The 15997-nt window shown below is 35.9% G+C and carries 16 protein-coding genes; 13 read left to right on the top strand and 3 right to left on the bottom strand.

Annotated elements, in window-relative coordinates:
• Positions 1–80 precede the first annotated feature (80 nt).
• From V7083_RS05780 to V7083_RS05740, 9 genes are all read left to right on the top strand, one after another.
• Positions 81–893: a lipid II flippase Amj family protein gene (locus V7083_RS05780; protein ID WP_335476350.1), complete on the top strand. Its 813-nt coding sequence runs from the start codon at positions 81–83 to the stop codon at positions 891–893.
• A gap of 117 nt (positions 894–1010) precedes the next feature.
• Positions 1011–1463 carry a C40 family peptidase gene (locus V7083_RS05775; RefSeq protein WP_335476304.1) on the top strand — a complete coding sequence of 151 codons (453 nt, stop codon included), beginning with the start codon at positions 1011–1013 and terminating at the stop codon, positions 1461–1463.
• A gap of 106 nt (positions 1464–1569) precedes the next feature.
• Positions 1570–1944 (top strand): hypothetical protein, encoded by a 375-nt coding sequence (locus tag V7083_RS05770; RefSeq protein WP_335476302.1) that lies wholly within the window; start codon positions 1570–1572, stop codon positions 1942–1944.
• 150 nt (positions 1945–2094) lie between these two features.
• Complete coding sequence (gene copZ / locus V7083_RS05765; RefSeq protein ID WP_335476300.1) at positions 2095–2301, top strand: copper chaperone CopZ; 207 nt, start codon at positions 2095–2097, stop codon at positions 2299–2301.
• A gap of 28 nt (positions 2302–2329) precedes the next feature.
• The gene (locus V7083_RS05760; RefSeq protein WP_335476299.1) at positions 2330–4744 is read left to right on the top strand and encodes a heavy metal translocating P-type ATPase; all 2415 of its coding nucleotides are present in this window, start codon (positions 2330–2332) and stop codon (positions 4742–4744) included.
• 148 nt (positions 4745–4892) lie between these two features.
• Positions 4893–6278, top strand: coding sequence for a sensor histidine kinase (locus tag V7083_RS05755; protein WP_335476297.1), 1386 nt, complete (start codon positions 4893–4895; stop codon positions 6276–6278).
• A 22-nt stretch (positions 6279–6300) separates the two neighbouring features.
• A complete protein-coding gene (locus V7083_RS05750) occupies positions 6301–6972 on the top strand; it encodes a response regulator transcription factor (RefSeq protein WP_335476295.1) in 672 nt (223 codons plus the stop codon).
• A gap of 9 nt (positions 6973–6981) precedes the next feature.
• Positions 6982–7224 (top strand): hypothetical protein, encoded by a 243-nt coding sequence (locus tag V7083_RS05745; RefSeq protein WP_335476293.1) that lies wholly within the window; start codon positions 6982–6984, stop codon positions 7222–7224.
• 25 nt (positions 7225–7249) lie between these two features.
• Positions 7250–7984: an urease accessory protein UreH domain-containing protein gene (locus V7083_RS05740; RefSeq protein ID WP_335476291.1), complete on the top strand. Its 735-nt coding sequence runs from the start codon at positions 7250–7252 to the stop codon at positions 7982–7984.
• Between the two features lie 874 nt (positions 7985–8858).
• Here V7083_RS05740 and V7083_RS05735 read toward each other — a convergent pair.
• Together V7083_RS05735 and V7083_RS05730 are read right to left on the bottom strand one after the other, a co-directional pair.
• Positions 8859–9809: an NAD-dependent epimerase/dehydratase family protein gene (locus V7083_RS05735; protein ID WP_335476289.1), complete on the bottom strand. Its 951-nt coding sequence runs from the start codon at positions 9807–9809 to the stop codon at positions 8859–8861.
• Positions 9810–9877: 68 nt separating this feature from the next.
• Positions 9878–10405, bottom strand: a complete 528-nt coding sequence (locus V7083_RS05730; RefSeq protein WP_335476287.1) for a TetR/AcrR family transcriptional regulator — start codon at positions 10403–10405, stop codon at positions 9878–9880.
• Between the two features lie 375 nt (positions 10406–10780).
• Here V7083_RS05730 and V7083_RS05725 point away from each other — a divergent pair, with 375 nt between their 5' ends.
• The 4 genes from V7083_RS05725 (at position 10781) to V7083_RS05710 (ending at position 13921) form a co-directional block, all read left to right on the top strand.
• Entirely contained in the window at positions 10781–11050 is a 270-nt protein-coding gene (locus tag V7083_RS05725) for an excalibur calcium-binding domain-containing protein (protein WP_335476285.1), read from the top strand.
• A 386-nt stretch (positions 11051–11436) separates the two neighbouring features.
• Positions 11437–11703: a hypothetical protein gene (locus tag V7083_RS05720; protein WP_438823699.1), complete on the top strand. Its 267-nt coding sequence runs from the start codon at positions 11437–11439 to the stop codon at positions 11701–11703.
• 158 nt (positions 11704–11861) lie between these two features.
• On the top strand, positions 11862–12548 hold the full coding sequence (locus V7083_RS05715; RefSeq protein WP_335476281.1) for a response regulator transcription factor: 687 nt from the start codon (positions 11862–11864) through the stop codon (positions 12546–12548).
• On the top strand, positions 12548–13921 hold the full coding sequence (locus V7083_RS05710) for a sensor histidine kinase (protein ID WP_335476279.1): 1374 nt from the start codon (positions 12548–12550) through the stop codon (positions 13919–13921). The genes V7083_RS05715 and V7083_RS05710 overlap by 1 nt, the downstream gene beginning before the upstream one ends.
• A 59-nt stretch (positions 13922–13980) precedes the next feature.
• Here the strand turns inward: V7083_RS05710 and V7083_RS05705 are convergent, their stop codons facing one another.
• On the bottom strand, positions 13981–15786 hold the full coding sequence (locus V7083_RS05705; RefSeq protein WP_335476277.1) for an urease accessory protein UreH domain-containing protein: 1806 nt from the start codon (positions 15784–15786) through the stop codon (positions 13981–13983).
• Between the last annotated feature and the right edge of the window lie 211 nt (positions 15787–15997).

Below are 15997 nucleotides of genomic sequence, written 5' to 3'. Positions count from 1 at the left end.
AAAAGGTTGCTTTTTTAAAGGAATATCCAAATAATAAATTGAGTTTATATTTAGCGATAATAACGACTGCGAGGATTTTTATGGAATTAATTACAAGTAAAGTGATCATTATTTCAATTTTTTTATTAATCATCACCATGATTGAGACATTAGCCTATTCCACCAGGATTTCAGGAGCTAGAGTGAAATTGATTGCCACAGCACTGTCTTTGTTCAGCACTCTAGTCATTGTTTCAAGATTTTCGACGATGATTCAGCAGCCTTTGACTGCAAAATTAATTGCTGAGGCACCAAGCATTCATAAATTACATTTTATTGAAGAGCAATACAGAATTTTAATTGGAGTCACATCTCTTGGTGTTCTGTTGGGAATTTTACTCTTTCCCACATTCATCAATATCTTTTCCCGTGCAATTGTTCAGCTTTCCAATCAACGGGGGTCGGTTATTGGGCTGTTCACAAAATATATAAATGCTAAGGGTTTCAAAAAAGTGATCATGTGTTTCCGAATGCCACGATTGTCATATTTAAAAGGAATTACCCTAAAAACAATTCCTAAACGTCTGTTTGTGATTAATGTAATCATATCAGCTGTTTTTACAATTGGTGTTCTATCATCTATATATGCTTCATTGCTAGTACCAAAATATGCCCAGGCAGCACTTATGTCCTCTGGGATTATAAATGGTATTGCGACTATATTATTAACATTATTTATAGATCCCAAAGCTTCAGTATTGGCGGATCGAGTCATGAAGAAACAGAGTGATTATATCTATTTGAAGAGTTATTCCCTGACCATGATTAGTTCCAAATTTATAGGCACGATTGTTGCGCAACTTTTATTCATACCAGCGGCCTATTATGTAGCCTGGTTTGCTAAATGGATTTAATGGATAAAATTATATTAGAATAACATTGTAATGTAATTGTAATCTTGCTGTGACAGCATTGTTATCCTTTCCTTGTATAGTATGAGTATCAAATCACTCAGAGGGGGAATAACTAATATGTTAAAGAAACTAGTCGCAGCATTAGCCATTACAGCAACTTTGACAACATCATTATTTGCCACATCGGGTGAAAAAGTAGAAGCGGCAACTTATCATACAAAAGCAATTTCAGTAGCAAAAGCCAATATTGGAGTTCCATATAAATGGGGTGGAATGTCACCAAGCGGATTTGACTGTTCGGGACTTGTAAAATACTCTTTTGGTAAAGAAGGAATCAATCTGCCACGTACCGCAGCAGACATGTTCTACACAAAAGGCTACCGTGTCGGATCATTACAAACTGGTGATTTAATGTTCTTTGCACCAACGAAGGCAAGCAAGCCATCCCATGTTGCGATCTATGTGGGAGCGGGAAAAATGATCATGGCTTCATCCTCAAAAGGAGTCATGATTACTTACACAAGCAACAGCTACTGGAAACCAAAATATATTGGAGCAAAGCGCATCTAACGAGCATCGGCTTAGGTCGGTGCCTTTTTTATAAAGAGGTAAATTGTTAAAAAATTTAAAAAATATGATATACTATTTAAATATATGTTTTTAGTCAAATAGGGGGATGCCAACAGACCGATTCATCGTGGATTGGTGGATCCAGGATGAAGACGATCGAAAGCGAAACAAATATGAGATGGGAGAGTTTTGGGAGAATGAGTCCTTTGTCATCAAGGTATCCTATGATTCCCATGGTTATCCCTTACCATTAGAGACGGTTTTAGGAAAGGATTCAGAATCGGGGGTTCTTTTTGTCCCAGTACCGAGTGAGATACAAAAGTTGAAGAAAGATCGTCCAGAACTGGCATTATCATGGAGAATGAGTACCAGACAAGTTTTTACCGATTATTTCCAAAAGGGTTGGAGTGCGGTTGATTTAGTAAGACGACAGTCTGAACCTGACCTTTGTTTCTATGTACTTAAACAAATAACACGATAGTAGGGGGTGTCCAAAAAGGGCATCCTCTTATATTTTGAACAATATATGAAACTTCCTCAAATCGGCGTTACACCTCTTTACATAGGGTAGGGGGGTATTGTAAATTAGATGAAAGGATAAAAAACATTCAATTAAGAAAGGAAGAAGAAAATGGAAAGAGTAACCCTAAATGTAAATGGAATGTCCTGTAATCATTGTGTAAAAGCAGTAGAAGGCAGCGTCGGCAAACTGGCCGGAGTCAGCTCTGTAAAAGTCAATCTAGATGCAGCTACTGTTGATGTCGAATATAATAAAGAAGTCGTTTCAATAGATGTCATCAAAGAAACCATTGATGATCAAGGATATGATATAGTATAATCTCCAAAAATTGAGGAGCTGGCTTCCAATGAGTCAATCTGTAAAAGAGACAAACCTGCAAATTTCCGGCATGACCTGTGCCGCCTGTGCCTCCAGAATTGAAAAAGGCTTAAACAAGCTTGCTGGTGTCGAGTCTGCTACAGTCAATCTTGCTTTAGAAAAATCGGCCATAAAATATGACCCGAATCAAATAAAAGTCGAAGACATCCAAAACAAAATCAAGGACTTGGGCTATGATGTTGTAACGGAAAAAGCTGAATTTGACATCACGGGGATGACTTGTGCTGCCTGTTCGGCCCGGATTGAAAAAGGACTTAATAAACTTGATGGTGTATTTAAAGCAAATGTTAATCTGGCTCTTGAAAAAGCAACCGTAGAGTTTAATGGAGCCGCTCTCCAACCTAGAGACATTGTGAAAAAGGTCGAAGCACTAGGCTACGGGGCTCACATAAAAGAAGAAGCAAAAGAAGCAGTCGATTATCGCCAACGAGAAATTGAAAAGCAAACAAGGAAGTTTATTTTCGCGGCAATTCTGTCATTGCCATTATTGTGGACGATGGTTGGACACTTTTCATTTACTTCCTTCATCTGGGTGCCTAAAGTTTTTATGAATCCATGGTTTCAGTTTGCACTCGCCACACCGGTTCAATTTATCATTGGCGGACAATTTTATATTGGTGCTTATAAGGCACTTAAAAATAAAAGCGCTAATATGGATGTACTTGTTTCCCTAGGTACGTCAGCAGCCTATTTTTACAGCTTATACCAAACGTTTTTGTCAATGGGCGATGGCATGCATATGGTTGACCTGTATTATGAAACCAGTGCAGTCCTGATCACATTAATCCTGCTTGGTAAATTGTTTGAAGCAAAAGCGAAAGGTAGATCATCCGAGGCGATTAAGAAATTAATGGGACTTCAAGCTAAAACGGCAACTGTCAATCGTGATGGAGTCGAATTGGAAATCCCAATTGAAGAAGTAGTTGTTGGCGATGTCCTCTATATAAAACCCGGTGAAAAAATTCCGGTAGATGGAGCAATCCTAGAGGGGCAATCGGCAATAGATGAATCAATGTTAACAGGAGAAAGTGTTCCGGTTGATAAAAAAGCTGGAGACTCTGTTATTGGGGCGACCATTAATAAAAATGGTTTCTTAAAGATTCAAGCAACAAAAGTAGGACGAGATACAGCTTTAGCTCAAATCATAAAAGTCGTAGAGGAAGCACAAGGCTCAAAGGCACCAATCCAGCGGCTGGCTGATAAAATCTCAGGCATATTTGTACCAGTGGTCGTTTCACTGGCAGTCATCACCTTTATCATTTGGTACGCATGGGCAGCCCCGGGTGACTTCCCAGAGGCTCTCCAAAAATTAATCGCTGTTCTCGTAATTGCTTGCCCATGTGCATTGGGTCTTGCAACACCAACATCGATTATGGCCGGCTCCGGAAGGGCTGCAGAATACGGTATTCTGTTTAAAGGCGGAGAACACCTAGAAATGACGCACCGAATTTCCACGGTTGTCCTTGATAAAACCGGTACAGTCACAAATGGTACACCTGTATTAACAGACATACTTCCAGATAGTCCAATTATGACATCAGACTTTTTAATGCTGGTGGGATCCGGAGAAAAATTATCAGAACACCCGATTGCTCAGGCAATCGTTCAAGGGATAAAAGATAAAGGAATCTCACTTAAAGACCCTGAAGCATTTGAAGCTATCCCGGGTTTTGGAATTAAAACAGTTGTAGAGGGAAAACAATTACTTGTTGGAACGAGAAAGTTAATGGAGCAGTATAACATATCCATTAGTAGGATCCTACCGCAAATGGAAGAACTAGAAAAAACAGGAAAAACAGCTATGTTAACGGCAATAGACGGGAAATATGCTGGAATGGTGGCTGTGGCAGATACCATTAAAGAAACTTCAAAAACAGCCATTGAGCGTCTGAAAAATATGGGGCTTGATGTCATCATGATCACCGGTGACAACCACCAAACAGCTCAAGCTATTGCCTCTCAAGCTGGAATTGACCATGTAATTGCTGAAGTTCTACCTGAGGGTAAAGCTGATCAGATTAAGAACCTGCAGTCACAAGGGAAGAAAGTCGCCATGGTTGGCGACGGCATCAATGATGCCCCCGCACTGGCGATTGCCGATATTGGCATGGCGATAGGAACAGGAACAGATGTTGCCATGGAAGCAGCTGATATCACACTGATTCGCGGTGACTTAAACAGCATTGCCGATGCCATTTTCATGAGCAAAAAAACCATTACCAATATTAAGCAAAACCTTTTCTGGGCATTAGCCTATAATTCTTTGGGCATCCCGATTGCAGCTCTTGGATTTTTGGCACCATGGCTAGCTGGTGCCGCCATGGCCTTCAGTTCGGTTTCGGTTGTTCTAAATGCTTTACGACTGCAAAAAGTAAAATTATAAACATACGTTTAACAAGGGTTGGCATTTATTGTCAACCTTTTTGTTATGCTGAAAAATAATTCTGTCAAGGTTTCTCCATACATTCTCAATATTATTAGCTTATAATGAAGATTGAAATTCCTGTGTGTTAAAACTAAGGAGTAATGAGATGAAAAGATTAATGGAAATAAGAATATCAACCAAACTAGGATTGCTTTTCAGCGGAATTTTTGTCGTATTGCTTCTTATTATGGGTTCCATATTTTATGGAGTCTTCCTTAACGTTTTCGAAGATTATATTAAACAGGATTTGCTTGTAAGAGGAAAAAATCACGCTGAGGTACTAGAAGGAAGATTTAATAAAGAAACAATCATGCATGTGATTAGAATGGAAAAAGGGGCAACGACAAAAGTCGTCATTACTGATCCATCACAAAGGGTTATTGACTCTTCAACATCTTTGGATCTAGATATGAAACAACATTTATTACCAAAACAAAAGACGGTGAAAGACAGCTTATTAATAGAAAGCGATTGGAAACATCACGATTATATGATATCTGTTTCTCCCATTGGAAAAACAGAAGGATATGTGTATATGTATTATCCTTCTAAAATCTTAAGAGAAATTGTCCTTGTTTTAAGTGTTTTCATGTTGATTGCGAGTATTGGGATTGTGTTTTTGGCTTTAGGATTAATAGGGATCTTATCTAGAAGGCTAACTCAACCTCTTCTCATGATGAAAGATGCAACAAATAAAATGTCAATGGGGCAATATCAACAAAAGATTTTGGTGACTGGAAATGATGAGATTGCTCAACTGGGAAAGTCGATACAGACGTTGGGCGAACAACTTGCCTATTATGAGAATAGCAGGAATGAATTCTTGGCATCTGTGTCACATGAGCTTCGCACCCCTTTAACCTATATGAAAGGATATAGCGATATCCTAAATAAAGGGTTGGTGAAAAATCCCGAAGAACAAGGTAATTATTTGAAGATTATTAATAAAGAGGCTGTAAGAATTTCTGCTCTAGTAAATGATTTATTTGAAATGAGTAAATTCCAGGCAGGGAAATTTGAAATGGACACAGAGTTAACAAATATAAACCCTTTAATTGAAAAAGTTGTGGCAAATTTTAAACCAGAATTAACAAAGAAGGGCTTGGAATTGGAAGTTAACCTAACAACTCTCCCGAAGGTCATGATCGATCCAAAAAGAATGGAACAAGTATTTTACAACTTAATTGAAAATGCCATTAAATATTCGATTCAAGGCAGGATTACGATTAGCTCCTATCAGACAAAGGATTTTGTGAAGGTGAAAATAACGGATACAGGAATTGGAATTCCCCAGGATGATTTACCGAAAATTTGGGATAGTTTTTATCGTGTAGATCAGTCTCGAACCAGGATGACGGGAGGGACAGGTTTGGGATTATATGTTGTCAAAAAAATTGTGGAAGCTCATGGCGGCCAAATCATGGTTGAAAGTAGTTTGAATCACGGTACCACTTTCTTAATCTCCCTTAAGAGGTTGATTCTTGAAAAATAAATCATATAGGAGAAACTTTAAAATGAATATTCTGCTGGTAGATGATGAATTTGAAATGAGGCAGCTTGTCCGTCTTTATTTGCAGCAAGATAACTATTCAATTGATGAAGCAGAAAACGGCTTGGAAGCTTATGAGAAAGTGAAAAATAACCGTTATGATTTAATGATTCTTGATGTGATGATGCCTCTTTTGGATGGGTGGCAAACGATTGAAAAAGTAAGAGAAATATCCGATATACCTGTCATCATGCTCACAGCAAAAGGAACAGTACAAGATAAAGTGACTGGGTTAACCAGAGGTGCAGATGATTATTTGGTAAAACCTTTTGAGGGTGAGGAACTATTGGCGAGAGTCAAAGCGTTGCTGCGCAGGACCCTATCAAAGGAGGAAGGTTTGGAAATCTTAAAATATAGGGGAATCACATTAAATATAGCATCCCGTGACGTTAAGTATATAGACCAGAAAATAAACTTAACTCAAACTGAGTTTGACATATTAAAAATTCTCATTGAACATAAGGGTCAGGTGTTATCCAGGGAACAACTTGTTGAGTTAATCTGGGGGATTGAGTTTATGGGGGAAGATCGCACAGTGGATTCCCATATTAAAAACCTTCGGGATAAATTGAAATGGTCAGGTATCGAACAACAACCTATCAAAACCGTCTGGGGTATCGGATATAAAGTCGAATAAGGTGAGGAAATGAAAAAAATATTACCGATGATTTTTCTCGTATTGTTAATTGTACTTGGAATCTCACTATTAATTTTTGTATTAAGAATGACCTGGTTTCCGCCAACTTCTATGGGGATGATGATGGGGAAGGACATGATGTTTCATCACATGTATTTTTGGTTTTCTCAGGTATTCATTATTTGTACACTCAGTTTTGCTTTGATTTTTTTAGTTTGGAAGCTTGTAAACAAGAATAAATCTAAACGTTGATTCCAACTTCGATTAGGGTGATCGTATGTATACTGTTTTAAGCAAAATAAGTACTTTTCTGAGTCAGCCGTTTTTTTCGATTGCAAATAGTTTAGAATCCTGGCCACTTGTTTTTGCATTACTATTGGGGCTTGTAGGGGCACTTGCCCCTTGTCAATTGACGGGTAATATTAGCGCAATCACTTTGTATGGAAACCATTCACTTCAAAGGAAGATTGTGTGGAAGGACGTATTTCACTTTCTCTTAGGTAAAGTAGTGGCATTCTCGCTATTAGGTGGGTTAGTTTGGGTGCTCGGGAACGGAATTGAACAGAGACTCACCTTATATTTTCCTTGGATGCGAAAAATTATGGGTCCGATCTTAATGATGGTGGGAGTCTATATGCTGGGGTTAATAAAATTAAGAGGAACATTTAAACTGTTTAATTCAAAGAAAGAGTATGAGAGTAATAGCCGATTTGGCTCCTTTATGCTTGGATTTAGTTTTTCCTTAGCTTTTTGTCCCACCATGTTTATTCTGTTTTTTGTTACATTAATGCCGGTGGTAGTATCCAACTCATATGGTTTTATTCTCCCTTCCATTTTTGCATTGGGAACTGCTTTGCCGCTTTTTGTAATTCTTCTTATGATCTGGTATCTCGGAGGCAGTGGCGTGTTAATGAAAAAAAGCCGAAAATTTGGCACCACTGTTCAACGAATCGCGGGTATATTTATGCTAATCCTTGGCTTTTTAGATACCCTAACCTATTGGTCAATGTAATGTGAGGGACTTATTAATGATTAATGAATGGTATTCGATTTACGGGTATAGGAAAGAGGTTAACTATTGAAATCAGACTCTTTCCTACATTACTTTTTCAAAATTTTAAACATTATTACTTTACCTACTTTCTATTGTCCAACGAATTCACACAAGCCTTTTCAAGGTGTATTGATTTATACTTTTTATCAAAATAATCAATGGATTCCCCCGTTGTTGCCCTAAACCAGTCCCTCTCACAAAACTGTTTCACTTTTTCCCCTTTTTTGTCACACCATAATAATAAATTAATTTCTGGTTCATCTTTAATTCTAACCATATAATGTCCATGATAAAAATCCCTGTTTATCAAGTACTTAGGTTCTACATAAAGTGCCTCAACTAGTTCGTCATCCGTATATCCTTGTTTTTAATATATTAAGGAACATATCTGTTTGCAAAGTAATTCCTTAAATCAAGAATGATGGGAAATCGTTAAGAACGCTTCTTGAATTCTAACAAGCTAAACAAAGGGAGTAAAACGATGGTGATTAGACCAAACATAAGACTTTTAAGGTATGGATTAAGTATGTCTCCTAAGTCTCGTATAGTTGTTGGTGAAAATAATGTAATTCCTATCCAAGCCAAGATAATAAATACTACTCCTGTCCCTATTGATAACTGAAGCGAACATAAGAAATTCAGATTAAATTTAGAAATGTATTTTGATGAAAGAATTGAGGTAGTAACTAAAGCAATTACAAATGCAAACATTGAACTGAGGGACATTTAGAGGATTGAAAAAAGCCACCCCCAATAAACCTTGGAGGTAGGCAATTTTGTAATTTAATATTTAATGTTATTCTGGTAATGAATACAATCACAAGTAATAAAATCAACCTTTTTTTAGTGCCTGGATAGTCCGAGGAATACCAATTTCAAAGGGGGTTTGAATGATTGGACCTATTTGCTGTTTATATTTACCACCATCTAAAATAACAGGTGTTTCCGTTAAATAAGACATTTCTACCATTTCACGCATGACAGGACTGAACCATCCAATCATTCGAATCATTGTCTTTTTTAGAGGAATCACTAATTTATTTTGCCCCGAAGAAGCTTTGGCTAATTGGACAAACATTTTACCTGTTATGGTGTTTCCAGGAATGTTCCAATTTTGTCTGTAAGCACTAGAGTTGCCTGCAAGTTCGACAATCATTTTGGCTGCATCTGGCAAATAAATATATTCCCTTGGAATATTCATGGAGCCAATATAGGAGGATACTTTTCCTTTTGAAATATCCAAAAGAGTCATCCCTAAATAAGAATTGAGGTTAGAGGAGGGACCATAATAATCTGGTAACCTCACAATTAATGGATTTGCCTTCTTAAACTGATCGCTTAAAATTAACCTTTCTAATTCAAGCTTAATTTTCCCCTTTTTTGTATGAGGATTTTTGGAGTGATCTTCATCTACAAATTTTTTTGTTGCTTTCCCATAAGGATAAATACCATCTACAAATACAATTTTTTTCCCTAGTTTATCTGCTGCCGTCATGACAGCCTTACCTAAAGTGAGTTGTGATTTTTCCATTTCGTGATAGGGAACAGCTACACATTGAAAGATTACATCCACGTCTTTTGAAGCTTCATATATACTCGTTTCATCAAATGCATTTCCTACTTGTAAGTTTAATAACTCTGTATTCCCGAATCTTTGTTTTAATTGATTCAATTTCGTAAGGGAGCGTCCAAACGCTATGGTTGGAATCCCCCTGTTTAGTAACTCCTCAACAATTGCGGTTCCAGTACCACCGGTTGCACCTAAAACAATCACTTTTTTCATTCAAAAATCCTCCTTTAATTTAGTTAGTGATTAATCAATAACTATTTATTTTTAAAAATAGACGATACTTAATCGTCTATTTTCATTAGTTGTGGGAGTTGCAATGCGAAAGAAATATTACATAGCATACCTCTTGCTAAAAACAACAATGTCTTTTCAGAGGGGTTCACTAAGCCTCTGGATTTAAAGGCATTCAATACAGTAGATTGAATCGCCATGAACTCTTCTTGCATAACTTTTATAATATTTTCTTCTCTAATCGTTTGTGCTTGCATTTGCAGCAAAATTTCATTTTCATTATTCTTCATGATCTCGGTGTAAGCTGAGATAAGTTCCTTTTCAAGATTTTCAGCGGTTGCAGATTGAATAACTTGTAAGAAGGAAGCATTAATTCTTGACCAAGAAACTTTTAATGCTTCCTCAAGTAAAAGTTCTTTTGATGAAAAAAAACGAAAAATATATGGTTGAGAAATGTTTGCCTTTTCAGCCACTTTCATTGTAGTTGCACGATAATAACCTTCTTGTGCAAAAACTTCAATAGCAGCTGAAATAATTTCATCACGTCGGTTTACTGCATTTTGCTGTTTTTTTAACAATAGATATTCATCCCTCTTTTAGTTAGTGATTGATCAATTACTATTTATAATTTAAAACAGAATGGAAAAATTATCAAGTAAAAATTTAAAAAAACTTTAAAAATAATCTGTCCGTTAACTTTTTAGTATGGAGGGCACTCTTCAGTAATTTAAGAAGTACTCAGTATTAAAGAGATGCCTAGAAAACTAAAATGAGTCAAATTAGTGGTTTATTCAGCTCCATTAGCTGTATTTACTTACTTTTCTCAGCATTTGCTTTATCTAATATACGCTTTTTTAGCATTAGTATATTTATGTTGTAATAAAAACTCGGTTGAAAATATCCCTTATATAGATTAATATTTTAACTGATATTTATTGGAAAGTAGGAGAATCATGAAAAAAGTATGTGGGATTTTACTAGCTAGTGGACTAATTTTAGGTGTATCTTATTCATCAACAAATGTTGCTGAAGCTAGTACTAAAATTATTACCTATAAGAACTGTACGGAATTAAACAAAGTCTATAGGGGTGGAGTCGCTCGAAGCGCTTCTGTAAAAAACAAAGGTGGTAAAACTTATTATAAACCTTTTGTGTCTCAAGCACTTTATGATGCAAATAAAAGTAAAGATCGTGATCATGACTATATTGCATGTGAAAAATAAGATTTTATTACCTTTTTTAGATTCCTTTCGTACCAAAGACTAATTAATAGCATATTTTCTCAGAGGCTATACCATTAGATAATGGTCAGTTTAACATATAAGGAAAAAGTTCAAGAGCACGAAATATCCAAGTTTTTTACATGACTTGTGTATTTTGTGCTCTTTTAATATTCATGAAAATGACAGTTTATCGAAGAAACTGGATCAATTGTTAATATTGAGAAACAAAAAAGAATCCTAAGAAAAAGTCTTAAAGTTCCCTTTTTAATAAAGAATATTTTATTTTTGGTAGGTTATTGTATATTTCTAGAAAACAATAAAACTCCATTTTTTCTTCATAATCCTTTAATAAAATTGAATTATAAATAGAAAAGGAGATGAAAAAATTGAAAAAATTAGCAGTTGGTATTTTAAGTGCAAGTTTAATTTTGGGAGTTGGTACTGTGGTCTTTGCTCAAAGTAACGGGTATGGAAATGGAACTTTTAACTTTGGACAAATGAAACCCTACATGGAAAAGATGCATCCTGATTTAACGGAAAAAGAGTTAAAGGATATGTATGAAGCTTGTCATGGAACAAATGGAGCAATGCCCAGCAAGACGTTTCAAAAAATGAGCACGGATAACATGGACGATATGATGGGCAAGTTTTAACTAGGTTTTGAGAACAAGAAGTTACTGGTATTTTGTTGAAAATTGTAATAAGAATGGGACTGACACATAATTGTCAGTCCTTTTACATTTATTCACTATAAACAACTTTTATACTGAATGTAAGGGTTATAAAAATTCAGATTCTTAAGGTGAATAGTATGAACAATATTCTACTAATTGAAGATGAGGAAAGCGTTGCTGAGGTCATAAAAGGGTATCTGGAAAAAGAAGGGTATCAAGTCTATTGTGCTGTTAAGGGATTAATTGGGGTAGATCTATTTAAATCAGTAGAGTTTAACCTAGTCATACTTGATTTGATGCTTCCGGATATTAGTGGGGAGGAAGTTTGCAAAATTATTCGCAACAGTTCCGATGTCCATATTTTTATGCTAACTGCAAAAGGTTCATTAAATGATAAGATTGAGGGTTTAAATCTTGGGGCAGATGAATATTTAGTGAAGCCATTGAGTCCTAGAGAGTTAACGGCACGAGTAAATGCTCTTTTTAGAAGATTAAATGGTCTTGTTCCCTCAGCAAGTGTAGTTTATGATGACGGCTATTTAATAATTGATTGTGATAAAAGAGCAATAAAGATTAAACATGAAGAGATTCCTTTCACACCCAATGAGTTTGACATATTAAGGGTTCTTGCTATGAATAAAGGTAAAGTGTTATCAAGAGATCAACTCATTCATCAAGTATATGGAGAAGATTATGGAGGATTTGATAGAACCATTGATGTCCACATTAAAAATATCCGAAAAAAAATAGAAGAGGATACAAAAAATCCAAAATATGTTGTGACTGTTTTGAAGGCAGGATATAAATTTGGTGGTGAAGGGTAGTGCATTCAATCAGTAAACGACTAAGTATTTTAATGTTTATTTGTACATTTGCTGCCATTCTTCTTATTACATTATTCGTTAATATCACTGTAACCAGCAAATTTAATCAATACATGGTAGATATCCAAAATAATCGGTATCAAAGGATTGTCACTTATTTTGAAGACGCCTATAAAAGAGATGGAAAGTGGACAGAGAATACAGGGATTGAGTTAATGCATGAAGCGTATATGGGGAATTATTGTTTAACGCTTATGGATCAAGAGAAAAAACCAGTGTGGGGAATGAATCCAAAGGACATTAAGAAACAAATGAGTAATGCATCCATGCCTGTGAAAAATACGGGTGTCTATACGACGAAAACGTTCAAAATTAATGTTAATCATAAAAAAGTTGGTTATGTCAGCATTGGGCAGTATTCATCGGTTCTCTTAACAGAGGAAGATCAGAACTTTAAGGCTTCTATTAATAAAAGTATTGTAGTCAGTGCGGTCATAACACTGTTCATAATTGTATGTCTAAGCCTCTATTTTTCCAAACAATTTTCAATCCCAATTCGTGAAGTGGCAAAAATGTCAGTTAGACTTTCAGGTGGGAATTATCATACAGAGATCCATAAAAAAAGTAACATAAAAGAGCTTGAAGATTTAAGAAATAGTATCAATGTTTTGGCGTCCAAGTTAAAATATCAAGATACGCTTAGGAAAAGGTTAGTTTCGGATATCTCGCATGAAATAAGGACTCCGCTAAATGTCCTTCAAAATAATCTAGAAGCAATGATCGATGGTGTTTTTCCTGTCACAACTGAAAAATTGTCTTATTTAAATGAAGAAGTGATTCGGTTTGGTAAACTAGTTAATAACCTCAATCTATTAAAAGAGTTCGAATCTGAAGGTGCGAAATTTCATTATGAAATCACTTTTCTCGATGAGATTATTACAGATACATGCAATCAATTTTATTTGGTTGCTGAGCAAAAAGACATTAAATTGCAATATAGTATACAACCTAACAATAAATACCGAGTTTTCGCTGATAAGGATCAATTAAAACAAGTATTTATTAATTTAATTTCTAATTCTCTAAAATTCACTAAAAAGGGTGGCACGATCCTCGTTAACTTATATGAAACGGATCATGAGATTGTGGCTGAGGTAATTGATAATGGGATCGGGATTGAGAAGGAAGATTTACCATATATATTTGAAAGACTTTACCGGGGAGATATGAGCAGAAATCAAATTGAGGGTACTGGAATAGGATTAACCATTGTGAAAAATATTTTAGAACATCATAATGCTATTTCTAAAATTGAAAGTGACATTGGCAAAGGTACAAGGTTTACTATTTTTTTTCAAAAAACTAGAGTATAGAAAAAAGAGCTTTGAACAGGCCCCAACCTAATCAAAGCTCTCTTTTCTGTTATGATAGATTACTTAAGAAATTTACTTCTGATTTCTTCTAGGTTAACTGCATTCAGATCATCCACAGTAACAATCAACCCAATTAAATCTTCTTCATTAAGATAAATTCCATAAGTACCTGACTTATCAATCGTAAATTCTACATTTGTTACTCCTTGTTTTCCGCTAAAATCAGTGACCATTTCTTTTGTATTAGCATTCATGATTAAAAAATATCCATCATTCTGGTCAAACTGCGTTAAATCAAATGACATTTTTGTCTTAAGTCCTCTATTTACGACCATAACGATGGGCTCTAATTCATATCCGATTCCCTTAACAACAAAATTTTTCTCGTTATTTACTACTTGTACTTTCTTAATCAATCGATCAGTAGCTACTTTGCTAAGGTCATCTCCATAAATACTGGGTTTTGATTGTGCTTGAGTTTGACTGCTAGTAGATTTCGTCGAAGAATCTATTCCGGTTGCATCGCTCTTGGTAACAGATACATTTTTTAAATCATCGACCACTTTAATGGTGCCCCGCTTCATTCCCATCCAACAACTGAATGGTATATCTTCATCACCAGGTGTAAATTCAATAATGTTTTTTCCATCCTGAAGTTTTTGTTGGATATTCATATCAGGGACGACGATTGTATTATTACAGCCAGTAAGCTGTTCAGCGTCCACCACCCATTTAACCGGAATTCCCTTCTTTACATACAAAGTATTCGGAGTATAGCCATAAACATTTGCTTTCATATTGACCACTTGTATGCCATCTTTTATGGTAGCTTTAACGGCATTATTTGAATTGGCTCCATTTTTTCCAAAGGCTCCCACATTGGACAGCATTGTAGTAGGGCCAATATTCATTCCTGCTAAAGCAAGACCACGATTGCTCATGATCAACCCAAGCACAACAATTAATATTCCGCTGAATTTGAGGATTTTCTTTGTATAACCCTTACTCAACAGTCCAGTTAAAGCACCAAAGGTTAACATTAGCGGTACAGTCCCGATTGCAAACATAAACATGGAAAGAGCGCCACTAAGTGCACTGCCAGTTCCTAGAGCGTAAATTTGCATGGTTTGCAGAGGACCGCAAGGCATTAAACCATTTAATAGTCCTACAAAAAAGGGTGTTCTCGGTTTCGGTTTTTGCATTACTTTTCTTACTGACACAGGTATAGGTAATTTGAGATTCAACTTTCTGAAAATACCAAATCCCGCCATGTTGAACCCCATGATAATCATAAATACTCCTGCAAATAGTTGCAGTCCTGCTTTCACTGTTAAGGACATCGCAAAAACAGAACCAATTGCACCGATGATTCCTCCAATTAATGTATAGGCCACAACACGGCCAAGATTATATAAAAGGGCAGGCTTTATGGCTTCCCATTTACTTTGACTTTCATTTTTTATCGTCTGTGAAAGCATAATCCCCCCGCACATCCCGACACAATGGAGTGAAGTAATCACGCCAACAACAAATAATACAGCGTAGGAGGCATTATTGAGTCTATCATCCATATTAAAACTTCCGGTATTGATTCCGAGTAAAACAACGGCAGCAATAATAATGAAGATTCCAATTAATTTATATCCTTTTGCATTTTCAGTACTATAACCAACATGGTGAATGGCTTCTTTTATTTGGCTAATGCTACAGTGGTCCTCATCGAAAGTAACTTCGGCATATTGACCGGTAAAACTTGCCTGTGCATCTGTTACCCCTTTCAATTTCTTAACTGCTCTAACTACCCTGTTTTCGCAGGAATTACAGGTCATATCGTATACTTTCAGCTTGATTTTTTTTAGCCTCATACAAGCCCCTGCTTTCTTATGTATTTAACAATCTTTCTTTATTAAATTATAAGAAATGGATATGTTGGCGGTATGAAGAATATAGCCTGCCAGTGAACAAAATGTGGAAAAAATAGTAACACTTCATGAACGAATTTTTTAGATTGGCTTTGTTAAACTTGTCTGTTGATTTCCGCTCTAGGTGCAAGCGGTTCGTGGGCGTTTCGGGGAG

The organism is Bacillus sp. JJ1764 (assembly GCF_036962145.1).
In the GTDB taxonomy this organism is placed as follows: domain Bacteria; phylum Bacillota; class Bacilli; order Bacillales; family Cytobacillaceae; genus Neobacillus.
This window is presented reverse-complemented; position numbering and strand designations above follow the sequence as displayed.

Coding starts and splice junctions, on each gene's coding strand:
- V7083_RS05775 (WP_335476304.1), top strand. CDS start 1,011: ATGTTAAAGAAACTAGTCGCAGCATTAGCCATTACAGCAACTTTGACA.
- V7083_RS05735 (WP_335476289.1), bottom strand. CDS start 9,809: ATGAAAAAAGTGATTGTTTTAGGTGCAACCGGTGGTACTGGAACCGCA.
- V7083_RS05770 (WP_335476302.1), top strand. CDS start 1,570: ATGCCAACAGACCGATTCATCGTGGATTGGTGGATCCAGGATGAAGAC.
- V7083_RS05755 (WP_335476297.1), top strand. CDS start 4,893: ATGAAAAGATTAATGGAAATAAGAATATCAACCAAACTAGGATTGCTT.
- V7083_RS05760 (WP_335476299.1), top strand. CDS start 2,330: ATGAGTCAATCTGTAAAAGAGACAAACCTGCAAATTTCCGGCATGACC.
- V7083_RS05750 (WP_335476295.1), top strand. CDS start 6,301: ATGAATATTCTGCTGGTAGATGATGAATTTGAAATGAGGCAGCTTGTC.
- V7083_RS05780 (WP_335476350.1), top strand. CDS start 81: ATGGAATTAATTACAAGTAAAGTGATCATTATTTCAATTTTTTTATTA.
- V7083_RS05745 (WP_335476293.1), top strand. CDS start 6,982: ATGAAAAAAATATTACCGATGATTTTTCTCGTATTGTTAATTGTACTT.
- V7083_RS05740 (WP_335476291.1), top strand. CDS start 7,250: ATGTATACTGTTTTAAGCAAAATAAGTACTTTTCTGAGTCAGCCGTTT.
- V7083_RS05715 (WP_335476281.1), top strand. CDS start 11,862: ATGAACAATATTCTACTAATTGAAGATGAGGAAAGCGTTGCTGAGGTC.
- V7083_RS05705 (WP_335476277.1), bottom strand. CDS start 15,786: ATGAGGCTAAAAAAAATCAAGCTGAAAGTATACGATATGACCTGTAAT.
- copZ (WP_335476300.1), top strand. CDS start 2,095: ATGGAAAGAGTAACCCTAAATGTAAATGGAATGTCCTGTAATCATTGT.
- V7083_RS05725 (WP_335476285.1), top strand. CDS start 10,781: ATGAAAAAAGTATGTGGGATTTTACTAGCTAGTGGACTAATTTTAGGT.